The 20,640-nt window shown below is 36.2% G+C and carries 16 protein-coding genes; 9 read left to right on the top strand and 7 right to left on the bottom strand.

The window, feature by feature from the left end; genetic code table 11:
- The 4 genes from IQ215_RS09220 to glgB form a co-directional block, all read left to right on the top strand.
- The coding region (locus IQ215_RS09220; RefSeq protein ID WP_193801022.1) for a DEAD/DEAH box helicase at positions 1-1,244 on the top strand (1,244 nt) is incomplete at its 5' end.
- A 136-nt stretch (positions 1,245-1,380) separates the two neighbouring features.
- Positions 1,381-2,169, top strand: a complete 789-nt coding sequence (locus IQ215_RS09215; protein ID WP_193801021.1) for a winged helix-turn-helix domain-containing protein — start codon at positions 1,381-1,383, stop codon at positions 2,167-2,169.
- A 654-nt stretch (positions 2,170-2,823) separates the two neighbouring features.
- On the top strand, positions 2,824-5,298 hold the full coding sequence (locus IQ215_RS09210) for an ATP-binding protein (RefSeq protein ID WP_193801020.1): 2,475 nt from the start codon (positions 2,824-2,826) through the stop codon (positions 5,296-5,298).
- A 49-nt stretch (positions 5,299-5,347) separates the two neighbouring features.
- A complete protein-coding gene (glgB, locus tag IQ215_RS09205; protein ID WP_193801019.1) occupies positions 5,348-7,627 on the top strand; it encodes a 1,4-alpha-glucan branching enzyme in 2,280 nt (759 codons plus the stop codon).
- A gap of 157 nt (positions 7,628-7,784) precedes the next feature.
- Here the strand turns inward: glgB and mgsA are convergent, their stop codons facing one another.
- The 3 genes from mgsA to psb27 all read right to left on the bottom strand — a co-directional run bounded on the left by mgsA (position 7,785) and on the right by psb27 (position 11,440).
- Positions 7,785-9,074: a methylglyoxal synthase gene (mgsA, locus tag IQ215_RS09200; protein ID WP_193801018.1), complete on the bottom strand. Its 1,290-nt coding sequence runs from the start codon at positions 9,072-9,074 to the stop codon at positions 7,785-7,787.
- Positions 9,075-9,198: 124 nt separating this feature from the next.
- On the bottom strand, positions 9,199-10,239 hold the full coding sequence (fbp, locus tag IQ215_RS09195; protein WP_193801017.1) for a class 1 fructose-bisphosphatase: 1,041 nt from the start codon (positions 10,237-10,239) through the stop codon (positions 9,199-9,201).
- Positions 10,240-11,035: 796 nt separating this feature from the next.
- Positions 11,036-11,440, bottom strand: coding sequence for a photosystem II protein Psb27 (gene psb27, locus IQ215_RS09190; protein WP_193801016.1), 405 nt, complete (start codon positions 11,438-11,440; stop codon positions 11,036-11,038).
- Between the two features lie 301 nt (positions 11,441-11,741).
- Between psb27 and IQ215_RS09185 the strand changes: the two genes are divergently transcribed.
- Positions 11,742-12,071 carry a hypothetical protein gene (locus IQ215_RS09185; protein WP_193801015.1) on the top strand — a complete coding sequence of 110 codons (330 nt, stop codon included), beginning with the start codon at positions 11,742-11,744 and terminating at the stop codon, positions 12,069-12,071.
- Between the two features lie 73 nt (positions 12,072-12,144).
- Here IQ215_RS09185 and IQ215_RS09180 read toward each other — a convergent pair whose 3' ends face one another.
- Both IQ215_RS09180 and IQ215_RS09175 read right to left on the bottom strand, forming a co-directional pair.
- On the bottom strand, positions 12,145-12,777 hold the full coding sequence (locus IQ215_RS09180) for a CPP1-like family protein (RefSeq protein ID WP_193801014.1): 633 nt from the start codon (positions 12,775-12,777) through the stop codon (positions 12,145-12,147).
- A 186-nt stretch (positions 12,778-12,963) separates the two neighbouring features.
- The gene (locus IQ215_RS09175; RefSeq protein ID WP_193801013.1) at positions 12,964-13,272 is read right to left on the bottom strand and encodes a DUF3067 family protein; all 309 of its coding nucleotides are present in this window, start codon (positions 13,270-13,272) and stop codon (positions 12,964-12,966) included.
- A gap of 438 nt (positions 13,273-13,710) precedes the next feature.
- Between IQ215_RS09175 and petC the strand changes: the two genes are divergently transcribed.
- From petC to IQ215_RS09160, 3 genes are all read left to right on the top strand, one after another.
- Complete coding sequence (gene petC, locus IQ215_RS09170) at positions 13,711-14,250, top strand: cytochrome b6-f complex iron-sulfur subunit (RefSeq protein ID WP_193801012.1); 540 nt, start codon at positions 13,711-13,713, stop codon at positions 14,248-14,250.
- Positions 14,251-14,318: 68 nt separating this feature from the next.
- Positions 14,319-15,299: a cytochrome f gene (petA, locus tag IQ215_RS09165; protein WP_193801011.1), complete on the top strand. Its 981-nt coding sequence runs from the start codon at positions 14,319-14,321 to the stop codon at positions 15,297-15,299.
- A 328-nt stretch (positions 15,300-15,627) separates the two neighbouring features.
- Entirely contained in the window at positions 15,628-16,311 is a 684-nt protein-coding gene (locus tag IQ215_RS09160; protein ID WP_193801010.1) for a hypothetical protein, read from the top strand.
- Between the two features lie 71 nt (positions 16,312-16,382).
- Here IQ215_RS09160 and IQ215_RS09155 read toward each other — a convergent pair whose 3' ends face one another.
- Entirely contained in the window at positions 16,383-17,501 is a 1,119-nt protein-coding gene (locus IQ215_RS09155; RefSeq protein WP_193801009.1) for a glycosyltransferase family 4 protein, read from the bottom strand.
- A 668-nt stretch (positions 17,502-18,169) separates the two neighbouring features.
- A complete protein-coding gene (locus IQ215_RS09150; protein ID WP_193801008.1) occupies positions 18,170-18,871 on the bottom strand; it encodes a DUF4033 domain-containing protein in 702 nt (233 codons plus the stop codon).
- 186 nt (positions 18,872-19,057) lie between these two features.
- Here IQ215_RS09150 and IQ215_RS09145 point away from each other — a divergent pair, with 186 nt between their 5' ends.
- Positions 19,058-20,383, top strand: coding sequence for a recombinase family protein (locus IQ215_RS09145; protein WP_193801007.1), 1,326 nt, complete (start codon positions 19,058-19,060; stop codon positions 20,381-20,383).
- Positions 20,384-20,640 lie beyond the last annotated feature (257 nt).

Below are 20,640 nucleotides of genomic sequence, written 5' to 3'. Positions count from 1 at the left end.
CCCCCTACCCCCATCAACAAGAAGCCCTTGAAGCATGGAAAAAAGCCCAGAGACAAGGAGTTATCGTCTTGCCCACCGCCGCCGGAAAAACCTATCTAGCCCAAATGGCGATCGCCTGTACTCCTCGCACCACCCTAATATTAGTGCCAACCCTAGACTTAATGCACCAATGGTATGCCCAAATAGAAAAAGCCTTCCCCGCCACCGAAGTAGGCTTACTAGGGGGAGGAAGCCACGACAGTAGCCCAATTTTAATCGCCACCTACCACAGCGCAGCCATTCATGCCAAACACCTAGGCAACCAATACGCCCTACAAATATTTGATGAATGCCACCATCTGCCCACCGACTTTTTTAAAGTCATCGCCGAAGAATCCATCGCCCCCTACCGTCTTGGTTTAACAGCCACCCCCGAAAGAGGAGACGGAAGCCATAATAAATTAGATACCCTCATCGGTAAAGTAATTTACCGCAAAACCCCTGAAGAATTATCAAAAATTGCCCTGAGTGAATACCAAATTATTCCCATTAAAGTTACCCTTACCCCCGAAGAAAGAAAACAATATCAACAAGCCATCCAAACCCGCAACGAATTTTTAAAACAATCTCACATTTATCTATCCAGCCTTGAAGGATGGCAAAAATTTGTCATCGCCAGCGCCAAATCCCCCGAAGGAAGAAGGGCAATGATAGCCCATCGCCAAGCCAAAGAAATCGCCTCAGGCACTAATGGTAAACTAAAAATATTAACAGAATTAATCAGTAAACACTATCCCGATAAAATATTAGTATTTACTAACGATAACGCCACAGTCTATCGTATCTCCCAACAATTTCTAATTCCCGCCATCACCCATCAAACCCCAGTAAAAGAGCGTCACCAAATTTTAACAAAATATCGAGAAGGAGATTATAAAATCATTGTCGCTTCCCATGTATTAAATGAAGGTGTTGATGTACCCGATGCCAAAATTGCGGTAATATTATCAGGTACAGGCTCGACAAGGGAATATATTCAAAGATTAGGACGTATTTTGCGCAAAGCTAATCAAGAAGAAAAATTAGCCAAACTCTACGAAGTCGTCGCTGAAAATACCAGCGAAGAAAAAACCTCCCACCGTCGTCAAGAAAAAATTAAACCCCCCCAAAAAGCCGAGGTAATACCCTTATTTTATGACACTACTCAAAATAACAGTAAGTTTAAGGCTGCCGAAAAAAAAGATAACCCTTTCCATAACGAATAAATAACAATTCTATGCACTCGCGCAACAAACTAAATGATTTTTCAGTAGCGCCTAAGTAGCCTGTGTTACAGTATCTTGATAATTACTTAGGCTATCCTTGACATATTAAAATTTCAAGACATTGGGAAAAGCGTAAGTGATTTATATATCTATAGTTGAAGGGAATCCCCATTTGCGATCGCTCCTAGGATGGCATTTACAACAAGCAGGTTACATTACCCATCAATATAGCACTATTCAACAAGCAAGGAAAAACCTTTCTCAAAATCCATCTACCCTAATGATTATCGATTCAGATTTACCCGATGGAGACGGAGTAGAATTTTGTCGCTGGTTATCCCAATCTAGTCAAACCCTAATTTTAATCTTATCCGCAAAAATAGGCGAAAAAGATGTTGTTAACGGCTTAAAAGCAGGGGCAGATGATTACATCAAAAAACCCTTCGGAATGCAAGAATTTTTAGCCAGAGTGGAATCTTTACTACGTCGTTTTCGAGTTAATAACGCCCCCCTCATCCTTGATTTTGGAGACTTAAAAATAGATTTAGTACAAAGGAGGGTAGAATTTAGAGGGGAATTTATCGACTTAACCCCCCAAGAATTTAGCTTACTCTATGTGTTAACCCAAGCCCAAGGAATCGCCCTAAGTAGAACAGAATTACTAAGAAGGGCATGGCCAGAAGAAATTGAAAATCAGCGCACCATTGACACCCATGTATTATCATTACGTAAGAAAATAGAAGTTGATCCTCGACAGCCTAATTTAATTCAAACGGTGCGTAATGTGGGTTATCGTTTTAATCTTGAGTTATTGCAACAAGATAATAATCCTCCATCTGCCCAAGGTTATCATCACCCTAAGCACTATTATTCTCAGAATAATCACCTTTCGCCCACCATGAAAGTATTGGGAGTTAGTAATTAAGAGTTAAAGAAGTTTTAGGTTATTGGTTGCAAGTAATAGTTTAGCCATTGCTGATTTTAAGTATGAAACATTATTGAATTACACAAAAAACTAAGACTTCTAAATATTATAACTGTTCCCTATTCCCCGTTCCCTGTTCCCTTCCTCAACAAGAAATCATACCTTAATTGACCAACGCCATAAATAAAACTAGCTCAACACAGTCTTAAAACTTAAAACATATAATTGTTGCAACCATATAGGAAGCTGTAATCCGACAACGCAACAAAACTTCATGCTGAGTAATATTTCGTTACAAAATATCGTTGCTTAATTAAAAGTATTATAATTGTTATAAAGAATACAAAATATACTATTATTCTTGTTATAAAAACTATATAATTTTTCCGAACAACAAATATTTAAAATATAAACAAAATTAACTATATTTTTAGACTTTAAAAACCACGTTATATATGATGTTGAATATTTTTTATAAGAGAAATATTCATAAAATCATCAGTCAATAGTCAATAAATCTTAGTTTAAGATAACAAAACCAAAAATTAAACGAAAACAATATTAAATATACATTGAGAATATATAAAGTAATAAAACCATAAAAAAAATATCAAACTTGATTAAAAATCGAGATGATATAGAGATAAAATAAAAATGAATAAAGAGAAAAAAACTATTGAAAATCTAAAAAAAACATCATTTAATAAAATTATAAATAATCAAGTTTTAAGAGAAATTACAGCCCTAACTCCCGATGTAATTTTTCAATTTTTTATGGATAAAAAAGATAATTATTATTTTTCCTTTGTCAGTGATGCCAGTCAACACATATTGGGATTAAGCCCCGAAGAAATTACCGATGATGGACAAAAATTATTTAATTTAATTGAGAAAGGGCAACGGAATGATTTATGGCAAATTATTTATTTATCCCGCCAATATTTAAGAGACTTAAACTATAGTTTTTCCATTGTTACTCCTAAAGGTAAACAAAAATATTTGAAAATTCATTGTATCCCCTCTACCATTGATGATTGTGTGGTATGGAATGGGGTAATTTCTGACATTACCATTGATAAACAAAGGGAAATTGCCCTGAGGGAGAATGCCTTATTTCAAAAGGCAGTTAACTCCATTATGAAGAAAATGCGGGATAGTCTCGATTTTGAGGTGATTTGTAATACTACCTGTGATGAAGTTAGAAATATTTTAAAGTGCGATCGAGTTTCTGTCTATGGTTTTCAAGAAGATTGGGGGGGAGAATTTATTGCCGAAAGTAAAAAAGTTGGTTTAATCTCCTTGGTAGAACAAAATAATCTCCGTAGATGGGATGATAGTTACTTACAGGAAAACCATGGGGGGCGTTACCGTCAGGGAGAAGTAACAACCATTAATGATATTTCTCAGGCAAATTTTTCCCATTGTCATCGTCGGTTGTATCAGGAATTTGATGCCCAAGCCATGTGTATTGTGCCTATTTTTACCCGTGATAAATTATGGGGTTTATTGGGGGCTTATCATTGTCAATCTTTTTTTTGGGTATCAAGACAGGTTAATTTACTCAAGCAAATTGCTGTACAATTGGGTATTGCTATCGAACAAGCTGAACTTTTTTTGGAGGTGCAAAAAAAATCGGCACAATTAAAAGTAGCTAAGGAAGAAGCCGAAATTGCTAATCTTACAAAAAGTGAATTTTTAGCCAATATTAGTCATGAAATTAGAACTCCTATGAATGCTATACTAGGGTTTTCTGATTTATTAAAAGATTTTATACCTGATAATTTGGCTAGGAGTTATCTTGATTCTATTTCGAGTAGTGGTCATACTTTATTAGCTTTGATTAATGATATTTTGGATTTATCTAAAATTGAAGCGGGAAAAATGAGGGTAGATTATGAGGCTTTAAATGTTAGAGATTTATTGCAAGAAATTATTACTATTTTTCAGTATCAGTCGCAAAAAAAGGGTATTGATTTAATTTTGGATATTCGGGAAGATTTTCCTGTGGGGGTGATATTTGAGCCGATTCGCTTAAGACAAATTTTGTTTAATTTGATTGGTAATGCCATTAAGTTTACTGAACATGGTTTTGTAAGGGTTAAGGCTGGTTGTTATAACGGGGAAGGCTTCGAGGTAGGTATTAAAAATTGTGGGTTTTTTATTGCCATTGAGGATAGCGGTATAGGTATTCCTGAGGAGGATATGGAGAGGGTTTTTGAATCTTTTACTCAGCAAAATGGACAAAATAATCGTAAATATGGTGGCACGGGCTTGGGGTTAACGATTACTAAAAAGTTGGTGAATATGCTTGATGGCACCATTGAGGTTTCAAGTGCGGTGGGGGTGGGCAGTGTGTTTACGGTTACTTTTCCCTTGGTGGGTTGTGCTTTGGTTTTTCCTTCTCCCATGGCATCTTTATTGGATGATAATTTGGAACAATTTGAGCCTTTGACGATTTTGGTGGCTGATGATGTTCCTTCTAATTTACAGTTAATGAAGGGTTTTTTCCATGGTACTCTCCATCATCTTGTTTTTGCTGAAGATGGTCAAGAGGCGATCGCCAATACCCTAAGATATAAACCCCAATTAATTTTACTAGATTTAAAAATGCCTGTTTTAGATGGTAAAGAGGTAGTGAAATTTTTAAAACATAATTCTAGTACCAAAGATATTCCCATTGTCATTGTCACCGCATCCCCCCAAGCCGAAAATATAGAAGCAATAAAACCCCTAATATTTGAACTATTGCCCAAACCAGTGCGCCGTAGCGACATCGTCACCATTCTCAAAAAATTATTTGCTCAAAATACATCCCTAAAAACTGCTTATTTTTTGCCCCCCTCACAAGAAAAAAATCATCCCTTGCCCCCCCCTCAAAGGAAAGAAATGATTAATATCCTCCAAGATAAATACCTACCCCTATGGGAAAAAGCCCATAAAACCAAAATAACCGCTTATATTAGGGAATTAGCCCAAAATTTGACCCAAGAAGCCAAAAAGTATGATTATCAGCCTCTATGGGAATATAGTCACCATTTACAAGAGCAAATTAATTCCTTTGACCTTGATTTATTAGAACAAACCCTTGATGATTTTCCCCATTTAATCGAATCAATCCAGAAAAACTAGGTATCATGATGACAACATATAAAAAAACATTTTAACTGAATAAGATTAAATGCCTAGCAATATTACCAGTCAACAAGTAGAACAAATTGTAAATAATCTACACCATGATCCCTTTGAAATATTGGGGATTCATCTTCTTAGCCAAGAAGAAGGCGAGAAAACCTATGTGATTAGAGCTTATTTACCCAAAGCCTCCGAAGCCTATGTTATTGCCCCAGAACTTCGAGAAGAATATAAGATGCGATCGCACCATCACCCCAACTTCTTTGAATGTGAAATTAAAACAGAAGAACTAAACAACTATCAACTAAAAATCAAACAAGGAGATCAAGAAAAAGTAATTTATGACCCCTACCAATTCAAATCCAGTACCATCACCGACTATGACTTATACCTATTCCAAGAAGGAAACCATCACCGCATTTACGAAAAACTAGGCGCCCACGTCATCGAGCAAAACGGAGTCAAAGGAGTTTATTTCGCCGTATGGGCCCCCAACGCCCGTAACGTATCCATTCTCGGAGACTTCAACAGCTGGGACGGTAGAGAACATCAAATGCGTAAAATAAATAACATCGTCTGGGAATTATTCATCCCCGAACTAGACATCGGCACTCACTATAAATACGAAATCAAAAACTGGGAAGGTCACATCTACGAAAAATCAGACCCCTTCGGCTTCTCCCAAGAAGTTAGACCAAAAACCGCCTCCATCGTTGCCGACTTAGACACCTACCAATGGCACGATCAACAATGGCTCGAAAAACGCCGTAACACCGATCCCCTCAACCAACCCATCTCCGTCTATGAACTCCACATCGGTTCATGGCTACACACCTCCAAAGAACAACCCCCCAAAAACTACGGGCAACAAACCGAAATCGTCACCGCCTCCGACGCCAAACCCGATGCCCGTTTCCTAACCTACTACGAACTAGCCGAAAGCCTTATCCCCTACGTCAAAGAACTAGGATACACCCACATCGAACTACTACCCATCGCCGAACATCCCTTCGATGGCTCATGGGGTTACCAAGTGACAGGCTACTACGCCCCCACCTCCCGCTATGGCTCTCCCGAAGACCTCATGTACTTCATCGATCAATGTCACCTCCACGGCATCGGCGTAATAGTTGATTGGGTCCCCGGTCACTTCCCCAAAGACGGACACGGACTAGCCTTCTTCGATGGAACTCACCTATTTGAACATGGAGATCCCCGCAAAGGAGAACATAAAGGCTGGGGTACATTAGTATTTAACTATGGTCGTAACGAAGTCCGTAACTTCCTCGTCGCCAATGCCCTATTCTGGTTCGATAAATATCACATTGACGGAATCCGAGTAGATGCCGTCGCCTCCATGTTATACCTCGACTACGATAGAGAAGATGGGCAATGGGTAGCCAACGACTACGGCGGTAGAGAAAACATTGAAGCCGTAGAATTTTTAAGACAAGTAAACGGCACAATCTTTAACTACTTCCCCGGTATCCTTTCCATCGCCGAAGAATCCACCTCCTGGGCCATGGTATCACGCCCCCCCTACATGGGTGGTTTAGGATTCAACATGAAATGGAACATGGGTTGGATGCACGATATGCTAGACTATTTCGCCATGGATCCTTGGTTTCGTCAATTTCACCAAAATAGCGTTACCTTTAGTATGTGGTATCACCACAGCGAAAACTATATGTTAGCCCTTTCCCACGATGAAATAGTCCATGGCAAAAGCAACATGATTGGTAAAGTGCCAGGGGATGAATGGCAAAAATTTGCCAACCTTCGTAGTTTATTTAGTTATATGTTTGCCCATCCAGGTAAAAAGACCATGTTTATGAGCATGGAATTTGGGCAATGGACAGAATGGAATGTCTGGAAAGACTTAGAATGGCATCTACTTAACTATCAATCCCACCGTCAACTAAAAGGATTTTTCGCCAACCTCAACGATATTTATAAATCTGAACCCGCACTCTATGAAAGGGATTTTGAGGAAGAAGGTTTTCAATGGATAGACTGTAGTGATAGTCGCCATAGTGTGGTTTCCTTTATTCGTCGTGCTAAAAATGCAGATGATTTTATTGTAGTTGTCTGTAACTTTACTCCTCAACCCCATAGCCATTATCGTGTTGGTGTGCCAGAAGCTGGGTTTTATAGCGAAATCTTTAACAGTGATTCTAAAGATTATGGTGGAAGTAATATGGGTAACTTGGGTGGCAAATGGACTGATGAATGGTTTTTCCATGATTATCCTTACTCCCTTGATTTATGTTTACCTCCCCTCGGTGTTTTAATGCTTAAGTTGGATCGTGATAAGTCTGCGGATTAGTAATTTTATGGGTAGGAAAACCTACCCGATATTTTTTATCTTAATTAGACTTGTTGTCAATTAAATATCTGCGTATCTGAAACCCTTATCAAATAAGGACGAAATTTGGCAAAAACCTATTTCGCAACAACTCTATTATTGACTAATCAAACCTTAGCTACTGATTTTCAATGGGTACAAATAAACTTAAACTATTAGGAATACACCTAACTTCAATGGGGGTATTACCAATAATCTCTCCATCAACCACAACCCTTTGTTCAGGTTCCGTCTTTACCTTAATACTTTCTGCCTGAAAATGGGCAACATGATCATGGTTACTAGGGTTTTTCACCAATCCAGAAGTAAATAAACTGGTAATCACCCCAATACCTTGTAAAGTGCTTTGACTACTGGCGATGGTAATATCTAATAAACCATCATTATAGTCAACCTCTCCTGCCCCCTGGGCTAATACTGAAGTGGGTGGAGCCGCATTGGCAATGGTGATGGCACTGGCTTCGATGGTGTTAACCTCAGAATTAATTTCTATCTCTGCATTAAATAATTTTTGTTCTTTTGCTTGTTGAATACCTGCAAAAATATAAGCCATTACTCCTAATCTATTTTTCATATCTCGATCTGCTTTTGCTACAGTTTCTGCCTCAAAACCAACCCCTGCTAATAAAAGCATGGGAATATCGTTACATATTGCGGTGTCCACAATGCGAGTAACCCCTTGACAAATAGTATGACAAGCCCCTTGAATATCTGAAGGAATACCGATCGCACCACAAAACGCATTGGCAGTACCTCGAGGTATAATACCGAGGGGAATCCCCGTATTAATAAGGGCGGCGGCTACTTCCGACACGGTGCCATCTCCCCCAGAAGCAATGACAAAATGATCGTCCATTTCTTTTTCCTGTTGAATTTTTTCGATGATTTCTTTGGTTTGTTGAGTAACGCTTACATCGGGACGAGTGAAAGTAATTTTTAGGTATATTTCTTTACTAAGTATTTTTTTGATACGATCTAATTCTTGTTCTGGATTACCTTGCCCCGCAACAGGATTAAAAATCAAATGACCAACTCTACTTTGACTAAGGGATTTAACAATGGCTTTGGCGGTAGATAAATTGGTGGCTAAGGGAACGTTATAAACTTCACAAATCCTTAAAAGTGCTTTTATATCAGGTTCGTGGGGTTGAGCGTAGAGGGGATCTATTAAAAAGATAACCGCCGCAATATCCGATTCAACTATTTTTGCAGATATTTGCACATCTCCCCCAAGGGCGCCCGATGCCATTTTTTCAACTTCTAGTTTAGTGTCTTGTTCAATTCTTTGCCCTGTTGTGCCTGTGGCAATGAGGTGATAACGGGAAAAAAATTCTCGATGTTGTTTCACAAAACTAACTAGGTCATTTTTTTTGTTGTCATGGGCTATAAGAGCGATATTGTTGGACATCGTGCAATGGGTTTTTGATTAAATATATTTTTTATTCATATATTTTAATCTCGATTTTTTGTTTTTAAAATTTTTGTTTAGGGACATGATATGGCACGTCCCCCATGGAATATATGACAATTAATTATTGTTTATCCTTATCATTGATGAAAGATAAAACTAATTCCACATCTTTTTTACTACCTAAAATGGCTGGGGTGCGCTGGTGTAATTTAGAGGGAATATAATCCATAATTCTTTTTTTTCCAGTGGATGCTTTACCCCCTGCTTGTTCCATGATCATGGCTAAGGGCGCTGTTTCATATAATAATCTTAGTTTACCTTCGGGATTATCCACACTGCCGGGATAAAGAAAAACGCCCCCCTGCATCAAAATGCGATGAATATCCCCCACTAAAGCACCACTGTAGCGGCCTGTATAACCTTCATGGCGATGGACATAGCGGATATAGTCCCTAATTTGCTCCTCCCACTGCCAAAAATTACCTTCATTGGCGCTATATACTGAACCATGATCGGGCATTTGGATATTTTCTTGGGCAAGAATAAATTCCCCCAAGCTAGGATCGAGAAAGAAGGAATGAACTCCTTTTCCCATGGTATATACTAAAACAGTGGCAGGCCCATAGAGAATATAACCTGCGGCAATTTGTTTTGAACCGTCGGTAAGCAAGTCTTTGGCTTCTCCGTCCAAGTCTTCCCCTTCTTGTTGACGGATGGCAAAAATAGATCCTACATTAAGATTTATATCAACATTGGAAGAACCATCAATGGGATCGTATAAAAGAGTATAACGACCTACGGGGCAGTTTTCAGGAATGTAGTATGGTTTATCCATTTCTTCGGAGGCTAGACGACACACTAAACCACTTTGTTTAAATACGGAGATAAATACTTCATTGGCGTAGATGTCCATTTTTTTAACGGATTCACCTTGTACATTCGTATCTCCAGTTAAGCCCAATGCCCCTGTTACTAATCCTGCTCGGCTCAGACGACGGGCAACTAATTTTCCTGCTAAGGCGATGCGATTCATTATAGAGCTTAAGTCTTGGGCATCGGCGGAAAAACTTTGTAGTTGTTGTAGTACATGGCGAGATAGGGTGGTACAATCTCGATCTAGGCTATGTTCGGGTATGCTTATTTTGGGTTGTGTAAAGGTCATAATCTATTTTGTGTTGGGATTACGATTTCATCTTAACTTCTTATTCTGGTGCTGTTGGTAAAATATCCCTAAGGGTTTAAGTCGAAAAGCTCGAAATTACTGCCGATATTTCCTAAAATTGAGACACCAAAATATTATCATTATTGCCCATAGTTATCGAGAAAAGTGGAGATGCCCTCCTTTGTGCTTTAGAAAATATATCATCCCTCGCCCTGCAATAAATTATGTCAAGTTCGGATGATTCGTTATAAATAGATTGTATCTTCGTAGCTCCACCGTGTAATTCACTACAAGGCTAATGGTTTATCGTTCAATCAATTGAACTAAAGTATATTTTGACTTAGTATTAACCTTAGTTCGGAATCTATATTTTTGTCAGTATGGTTAAGTTTGCTCGTGACAGGTTGCAGGTTGCAACTTTAAAATATAACTAGCCTTTGTTAGTTTATCAAATAACTACATACCAAAAAATAATTAATACCAAATACAATTTACAAAATACATTATTCCTCGCCTTGCAATGAATTACAAGGCTAACAGTTTATCGTTCAATAAATTGAACTAAAGTATATTTTGATTTACTAAGTCAATATAAATACAGTTTCTATAAATTCTTTAACTCAACACCTGAACCCCAATACCTGACACTTTGGATAAGACTATAAATTTTATCCCAAACTCTAGTTAAGTATGAGACACTTTATTTTTGTGAAATAAAAAAAAGTCGCCCCAGAAGGGCGAAACTCTAAATCCCAAATGCTTGGTAAAAAAATTAGTTATTTATTAATTAATTACTCTAGTATCCTTTGTTTAAGGCAAATTCAACTTGCTTAAATTCTTGATTTAAACGTTTTTTGAGTTTTTCAGGAATAGGGCGATTTCCGTAGGAGGTGTAATAACCTGCTAAGGAGTTGAGGGCTGTTTGCATGGTGGTAAAAGATTTTAAGCCACCGTAGTTACTGTTTTTACGATAACGGGAAATGTAATCGTTAATTTGTTTTCTGGTTTCGTCTTGGATTTCTTTTTTTTCTTCAATGCTTATTTCAGCGGGAAGGGCGATCGCCCCTTGCACTTTTTCTAGTACAGTCATAGTATCTTGGGTATAATTACCAGTTAAACCAGTGGTACTACCACAACCCACCAAACCAACAACTACCACGAGGACTAAAGCCAATAGCTTTGAAAAATAAGATTTTATCATCAATTAATCTAATATTTTTATTATCTACAATTTTTGATCTTACCAGTATTAAACCCATTTTCCAATTAAGGTAATCTGAATAAGTCATAAGCACTCATCGACAAGGTTTTGAAGCTATTACAGCTATCCCCAAAAAATTATGCTGTTTTCCAAAAAAAGCACAAAATTACATATACTACACCCATTAATTAGGATAAGAAAACTATCCCCCTTTCTCTGCCTTAATTACCCATTCCCCACAAGATATTGGTATGATATTACAAGATTTAATCAACATTATATATTCTAGTTATAAATACTCATGTCAACCACTATTACTACAGGATGGACAACGGCAGAAATAGAAATCAGTGAAAAAGTTTTAAAAAAAGCCTACGAGCGAGAAACTAAAACTCTAGTCAAACAAGTACAAGAGCAGGTTGATAATTTAGAAGATGTGGCACAATTGTGGGAAATCCATGATCTTCTTAGCTCAAAGCGTTATGATCTCGATGGAAAGTACGATAATAGAGAACCTATGTTGGTTTTCACCTTTGCCCAACTATTAAAGGAAGGTTGGATCAACATCGAAGAATTAACAGGAATAGATAAAGCTAAACTAGCACAAATATCTTCTTTGGCTAGAATGTAGGTTTTATTTGGGTGGGCAAAACCCACCTTTTTTTTTGAAATTCAATACAATTGAAATGGTTTTTAAGCAATCATTAACGGGTAAAATTAGCCGATAACCAGAGGAAAGAAAAAGTTAGTAAACTAACAAACTGCTCATCGGAGAAACCAAGACTTAAACCAGAGTTGGCAATAACCGTGGCCAATAAGCTACTAACAGAAATACCAATTACAAAACCAAAAAAACTAACTCCCACCGAGCGCCAAAAAGACTTTGTTTTTCGGAATACAAAAAAGAAACTTGTACCTAATCCAAAGGTTAATAGTAGAGGTAATATTTGAGAGTCTTGACTAAATACGCTCAATAAAATTAGGCCTAAAAAAATTAAACCACTAATACTTAACTCTTGTATGGAGGGTTGATCTATAAAGTCGGTTAACCAGTTAGGAGATTGATTTTTATTGTTAGAATAATTAAAAGAAATGGGCGATTTTTTGGTCTCGACTACCTTTTCAGGAAATCGAATTTGTTCGGGTACTTTGATTTTTCCTTCTTGTCTTAGTTTGAGCCGATCCATTATGATGGCATCATAGGCTATTTCGATATTTTCTTTGATTTGAGAATTACCCTCATTTTCTTTCAATAAAGTTTCTTTTGCCCTCTGGATTTGTTCAAAAGATGCTGACTTTTCTACTCCAAGGGTTTCATAGGGACTCAAATCACTCATTTTCGGTTTGTCCTCCTAACCTAATATATGTGTTATTAATGGGGTTTTTGTTATATTTTTTATTTTAATTATCTTTTATTATAGTCTTAATACTTTCATTTTAAATAACGAAAAATTAACAATTAACCATGAAGAATTTAAGTTAATCTTCAATCTTGCCGTTATCGGTGATACAGCGCACCTTAGCTATAAAATCCATTCCGAAGTGCGATCGCCCAAATCCAAGAAAATACTGACTGCCTTACCTAAACGGGGTCTATTTTTCGCTTCTAAGATACCCACCTGTATTTGATTAATAACACCCCAGCCGGTGATATAAGAGGCTATTTGCTCTAAATGGGCATCATATTCCTCCCTCGATAGGGGGAAAGAACTTTGCTCTAAATATTTCCACATTACTTGAAAATAAATACGATCTTTGATCCGTAAAATTTGTACATCATAGGAGCAACCCCACTTATTAAAAATTAGTGCCTGTAATTCTTTTCCTGTCATGGTTACAAATATTTTTTCTCAAGTTTTTTGATTAGGGTGCGCTAGAAGGTCTATTTTTTGTTCATATCAAGCCTTCAGGAATACTATTAATGGTACATGATTGGACACCGATAGTAGATGATCAAACCTTTAGGATACAAGCATTTTAACCTAAAATGTAATTCCTTTCCCCCCGACCTATTACCCTACAACAGATTGGTTTTTCTTATACCATAAATAACTAAAAATGATAGATAGTTTATAATATTTAATATATTGGTTTGATCGAAGGGGGGTAAACGAACAATATTCCTTTAAAAACAAGGAATAACAATACTCAAAAAGGTTCATTTTTTGTAATAATTAAATAATAACTTGGATTTACCTCCCAAAAAAAGCCTATTTGCATTATTATTGGTCAAACCAAAGTTAAACATAATAATTTAGAGAAATTTTGATATGACACAGATTCCTGTTAACTCTGATGTACCCGATATGGGGCGCCGTCAGTTCATGAATTTACTGACCTTTGGAACTATTACTGGTATTGCAGCGGGAGCTTTATATCCCGTTGTGAGCTATTTTATTCCTAAATCCGCTGGTGGTGCTGGTGGTGGTATTACTGCTAAGGATAAACTAGGTAGCGATATATCTGCCAGTGAATTTACCGCCAATCGTCAACCGGGCGATCGCAGCTTAGCCCAAGGATTAAAAGGAGATCCTACTTATATTATCATTGATGAAGATAAGCAAATCGCATCCTACGGATTAAACGCCGTTTGTACTCACTTAGGATGTGTAGTGCCTTGGAATGCTTCAGAAAATAAATTTATCTGTCCTTGCCATGGCTCTCAGTACAATAACGAAGGAAAAATGGTTCGTGGACCTGCTCCCCTTTCCCTTGCCCTAGTTCATGCCGACGTAAATGACGATAAAGTTATTTTAAGTGATTGGGAAGAAACCGACTTCCGTGATGGCTCAAATCCTTGGTGGGCTTAATGAATTAATCCTCCTGTCAACCTTTAACGGTAAACAATTTAACAAAATTAAGTAGTTGTAAAATATCGATGAGAAATCATTTTCCTTTAGACAATATAGTCAAAAATATCAGTAGATTGTTGTTAGTGGCGATCTCCTCTACCTGTTTCTTTCTCGCTAACGACCTCCTTCTACCCCAAGCAGCTAACGCTTACCCCTTCTGGGCGCAAGAAACCGCTCCCATGACCCCCCGAGAAGCCACAGGACGCATCGTTTGTGCTAACTGTCACCTCGCCTCCAAACCTGCAGAAGTAGAAATCCCTCAAGCAGTATTACCCGACACCGTATTTGAAGCCGTAGTTAAAATTCCCTACGACCACTCCCAACAACAAGTATTAGGAGACGGCTCTAAAGGTGGTTTAAACGTCGGTGCAGTTTTAATGTTACCCGATGGCTTCCAAATTGCCCCCGAAGACCGTATTCCCGAAGAAATGAAGGAAAAAATCGGCGGTGTTTACTATCAATCCTACCGTGAAGGAAAAGATAACTGGGTATTAGTAGGGCCTATGCCTGGCGATCAATACGAAGAAATTGTCTTCCCTGTATTATCCCCCGATCCTGCCACCAATCCTAACATTCACTATGGTAAATATTCCGTTCACCTAGGAGCTAACCGAGGCAGAGGACAATTATATCCTACCGGTCAACAAAGCAATAACAACGCTTTCAAAGCACCCGTTGCCGGAGTCATTAGCGACATTACCCAAGAAGAAGGTGGCGGATATTTAGTCACCATCACCACCGCTGAAGGTAACACCAACACCGTTGATATTCCCGCAGGACCTGAATTAATCGTCAGCAACGGGCAAGAAGTCGCTAACGGTGAATTATTAACCAACGATCCTAACGTGGGTGGTTTTGGTCAAAAAGATACCGAAGTAGTTTTACAAAGCCCCGCTCGTATTATTTGGTTATTAGTATTCATTGCAGGAATTATGTTAGCTCAAATTCTACTTGTATTGAAGAAAAAACAAATCGAAAAAGTACAAGAAGCAGGGATGTATTTCTAATCAGAATATTATCTTTACTTAAGCTATTAAAAGGGGCATTAGCCCCTTTTTTTGTCACCTAAATTTATTTGATTATCCTAAGCAAAGTGTTTTAAGCTATTACTTTTATTTTTTATTTATATTTGTAATTTCTAAGCTATAATAAACGTCTAAGGTGATCTGGGCAATTTGCTATTTTAGAGAAAACAAAAGTATCACAAAATATAAAGAAAATCTATCTTAAACTAGATTTAGTGAAACTGTTTTTTTAATATTTACTTCACAATTTAATCAATTGATTGCCCAAATGTAATCCTTAAATAAATTCATTATTAAAGTGGGGCAAATAATGAACGGAGATATAGCAACAAAAGAAGGTATTAAGATTTCTAATAAACGATTAATCGGACAAATGTTATTAGAAGCGGGGTTAATTACTAAATCACAATTGGATGTAGCATTAGAAGACCAACAGCAGTTTTTTAAGCTCAAAATAGGAGAAATACTGGCCCTGAGGGGTTGGTTAAAATCTCAAACTGCTGATTTTTTAGTAGAAATCGAAAACAAGAAAGCCGCTAAAATTTATAAAAAAGAATATCCCATCGGATATTATTTAAAAAAAGCTGGATTATTATCTACTCAACAAATTGAGAATATCTTACAGGAACAAAAACAACTAGGTATCAAGTTTTGTGAAACTGCTATCCTCAAAGGGTATCTTAAGGAAGAAACTGCCGAATTTTTCTTAGACTTTTTATTACAAGATAACCATGGTGGTGTGGATGAAGAAGATAACACCATTGTGTTATCTCAAACCGAAGAAATTATAGATGGTAGAAGTGTAAAAATAACCAGAATAACTCATAATGAAAGTCTGCCTGAGGATTTTTACTCCGCCGAAACTCAGATAGCACAACTTCCAGAAGAAGATATGATTATTACTCCCCAAGAGATAATTCTTATTTCTACTGATGAGGCGAAATGTTTCTATTATGGAGATATTGCCTATAGTCCTATTTCTATTGATGAATAATAACTATATTATTTTTGATAAGGTGCGCTGGAAAAACTAACTCTGATTCTTTTAAGTTTATCTAGTTGATATTATTTTTTGTGTATATTGCCATATAACTTTTCTAGTTTGGTGACATTATCATGGAGTGTGTATTTTTGTAGAATTTTTTCCCTTGCTTTTATACCTAAGAGAGATGACAATTCAGGATGGTGAGAAAACATTGGTAATATGGTTTTTAATTGGGTGGTTACTCCTTGGGTGCTAAGGATGATTCCCGCATTGGCTAACACCTCTCCATCTGCCCCTGCGTCGGTGGCAACACAGGCTAAACCACAGGCCATGGCTTCTAGTAAAGAAAGGGATAATCCTTCCACTAGGGATGGTAAAATGAATACATCTGAGCCTCTTAGTATATCGATTCGTTTGGTTTCATCGGCGATCGCCCCTAACCAAATAATGCCATCATCTTCGTTATAATTAGGTTTAAGATTGGGGGTAAGGTGTCCATCACCCAGAATTAATAGACGACTGTCATTTTTCAATGAAGAAAATTTCCAAGCCTTAAGTAAGGATTCTATATTTTTTTCCACCGCTACCCTACCCTGATAAACAAAAAGATGATGGTGGGGAAACTGTTGTTTAAAATAAGAATTACCCGGTTTATATTTATCGGTATCTACCCCATTGGGAATAATAGCTAACTTATGGGGGGCAACCCCTAACTTGATTAATAAATCTCGCTGTAATTGAGAAAAAACAATGGTTTGATCATAACGAGCTAAACTAGGGGCATATAATTGATATGTTAGATATTGGGTGCTAGATTTAAGATTACGCCAATGACTATCAAAAGGAGGATGAAACGTAGAAACCAAAGGGATATTAAGTTGTTGACAAATTTCTGGTAACTTAAAATCTAAGGGAGAAAGAGTTAAAGACGCATGGACTAAATCTGGTTGCAATTCCTGGAGCGATCGTAGTAAAATCTGACTAGATTTAGGTGTAGGAATAGTATATATTTGAGATTTATAAATAAATGGTAAATTAACCTCCGCATTATAAGGATCTACCATTGCATCCTCATTTTCCTGACTAAAATGGAGAAAACTAACTTTGTAGCCTCGAGACATCAAAGCATTGGTAATCTCTCTGCTGTATGTCACGTTTCCACAAAAAGGTGTTTTTTTTCCTAGCCAAGCAATGTGCATTCAATTAAATACTAACTTTTACTATACTTTATAAACGTTAACTAACAATTATCCCTCGTATTGGTCAAATTAAGACAGTAATTCTTCATTCTTGAAAAAAAGTAGCCCATAAAACCATAATTTTAACCAATAGTTTACGACAAAAGTTAGAACATAGAAAATTGTAAATACTATGGCATAATTAGGAAAATAGTGTATCTTAACCTCATTTCGGGATTTGTCAGTATGGTTGGGTTGCAGATTACAGGTGATGGGGAGTATGGGAGATGATAGTTTATACTAAATCCGTAAACCAAGTTCAATTTATTGAACGAACTACCATTAGCCGTGTAATTCATTACACGGTGATGCTGCGAAGGTAAAATCTATTTACAACGAATTATCCGAACTTGATATAATTCATTGCAAAGCGAGGGATGATATATTTTCTAAATCGGATTTGGCATTAGATGCTAGGTCATAATTTATTAATTGTCAATTTTCCATTGTTTACAAGACTAGAAATTTTATTCCGAACTTAGGTTATCTTAGTTCAATTTATTGAACAAACTAATATTAGCCGTGTAATTCATTATACGGTGGGTGAAGATACAATCTATTTGTAAAGAATTATCCGAACTAAAATTATTTTAATAATAAATTATGGAAAAGTTAGCATAACCCCCCAATTATTCCTTGGTAATAGAAATTTGTTGTGCAATCTTCGGGCAAGGAGAAGAATTATTGAATGATGAAGTTTTGCTACTATCGCACACTTCTTTTAAACAAGGTTGACGGGAAGCATCTTCCTCATGGAGAGGGGGAGGATTCTGCCCAAATACCATCTCACAGCTAAAATCTTCAAAATTAGGAGTAAGGGTAACGGGAATACCAAAAGAATCAGTAAAAAACTTTTGAGTCGGTAACTTGCACATATTAATACACATGGCAACGCAACCACTATTTTCTAAATAACGACACTTTTTGATGTGTACCCCGCTATTTTGTATAATTTTTTGATGATTTTTGTCTTCAATTTCCACTTCCCTTAATTCACAAACACCCACTAACCACTGAAATAAGACTTTAGCAAACCACGCATTTGCCTCACATACCCATTTGTTAGCAGGAATAAAGGTGCGAGTAAAATATAATACGGGAGAAGGCACAAGGGATTTTAAGACTATGGCTACTAATTCTTGTTGTTGTTGAGGATTACGCCCTTTCATGATTTTTTGGGATAACTCCACAAAGCCATCATAACCTTTGAGGGTAGTTTTTTCTCCTACTGCTTTTGCCATTTTGCGACAAAATAAAGCGATGAATAAACGATCAATCAAATTATCTTGGTAAGTAGTTTTTTCGGTTATATTTGAGTTGCCTAACTGCATATTTTTTATTCTATGTTGTGAATATTTTTGATATTCTCCTATTTTTCATTTTAACCTTGAGTAAGACAAGTTTTGTATCATTATCTTTTTTAAATAAGGAAATAAATACTAAATATTATTGATTTTTAATAGGTAAAATTTTATATATTTTTTGTTATATTTTAGTTGTATATTATTGATTGTCTTATGGCTTTTATTATTACCTATACTTACACTAACTCTATTATAGATCATCTTGTGGAATCTTTTTTTTGGGGTTTAGAAGTAGATAAAAATTATCAAGATATTGACAGTAGAGATGCTCTGAATCAATTATTTTCTGATTGTCTTAATAATTCTCCTAATTATCTTTTAATTCGTAGTTTACATGAATTAGGTGATAGTTTTGCTGATATTCTTAGGGCGATCGCCTTTATCGAATCATTAAATATAGAAATAATTGCCATAGACCAACCTTATAACTCTAGTCAATTTAAAAAAATTAGTAATCCTAACCAAGCAGATAAATTACATAACATTTGGCAAGAAATAGAAAAAATAATTTATCAAAGAAAACTACAAAAAGGACATGGAAAAAATCGCTTAAAAAATCTTCCTCCACCGGGTCGAAGCCCTTATGGTTATCAAAAAGGAAAAGAAGGATATATAATTAATCGTAGTACCGCCCCCATCATCAAAGACTTCTTTGAGTATTACTTAAAATACGCTTCCCTGCGAGATAGTGTTAGATATTTAAAAGAAAAATATAATAAAAAAATTTCCCATTCCACTGCCCTACAATGGTTAAAAAATCCCGTTTACCGAGGAGATTTAGCCTATAAAAATAACTGTATTATTTCTAATACTCACACCCCCATTATTTCCCGAGAAGAAGCCTCACAAATTGATCGTTTATTAAAAAGTCATCGTCGTATTCCCTCTCGTAGTGCCAGTTCTCCCCATTGTCTTTCGGGTTTAGTCAGGTGTAAAATATGTAATTCTCCTACGAAAATTACTACGGTTACCCAAAGAAGAAAACAAATAAAATATGTATATATTACCCCTATTAATTGCCCACAAGAAAAATCCTGTTCTTCTTGGAATTATCAAAAAATATTAGTGGAAACCATTAATATAATATGCCAAGATTTACCAATAATTGTTAATCATATTAATAGTCCTGATGTAAATATTATTAATCAGCAGATAGCACAGCTAATAAAAGAAAAAAAACAGATAAAAAATAATTTAAAATCTCTTGTCTTAAACAATATTTTAGATAAAGAAACAGCACAAATTAGAACAATAAAAATAGAAAATGAGATTTCTCAGTTAAACAATAAACTAAATAGTTTACCACCCAATAACTTAACAGATATGATTGAAAACTTATCCTTACAACAATTTTGGTACGATCTTTCAGAACAAGAAAAAAGATTTTATTTGAGAGAATTTATTAAAAAAATTTATATTATTCCTAATCTCCAATACTCTAAACAATATCAGCTTGAATTAGATTTCATTTTTACTTAATAATAACTTATTGCTCATAGCTGACATAAAAATTATCAAGTGATTTAATTATTTCAAACCACAACTAACTATATCAAGTTCAGAAAATTAGTTATAAATAAATTGTATCTTCATCGTTGCCTCACCGTGTAAATAATGGAGACAATTAATAAACTATGACCTGTCACCTAATACCAAATCCAATGCCAGAAAATATATAATCCCTCGCCTTGCAATGAATTACAAGGCTAACAATTTATAGTTCAATAAATTGAACT

The organism is Cyanobacterium stanieri LEGE 03274 (assembly GCF_015207825.1).
GTDB lineage: Bacteria > Cyanobacteriota > Cyanobacteriia > Cyanobacteriales > Cyanobacteriaceae > Cyanobacterium > Cyanobacterium stanieri_B.
Note: the sequence above shows the minus strand (reverse complement) of the source record. Positions and strands in the feature narration are given on the sequence as shown.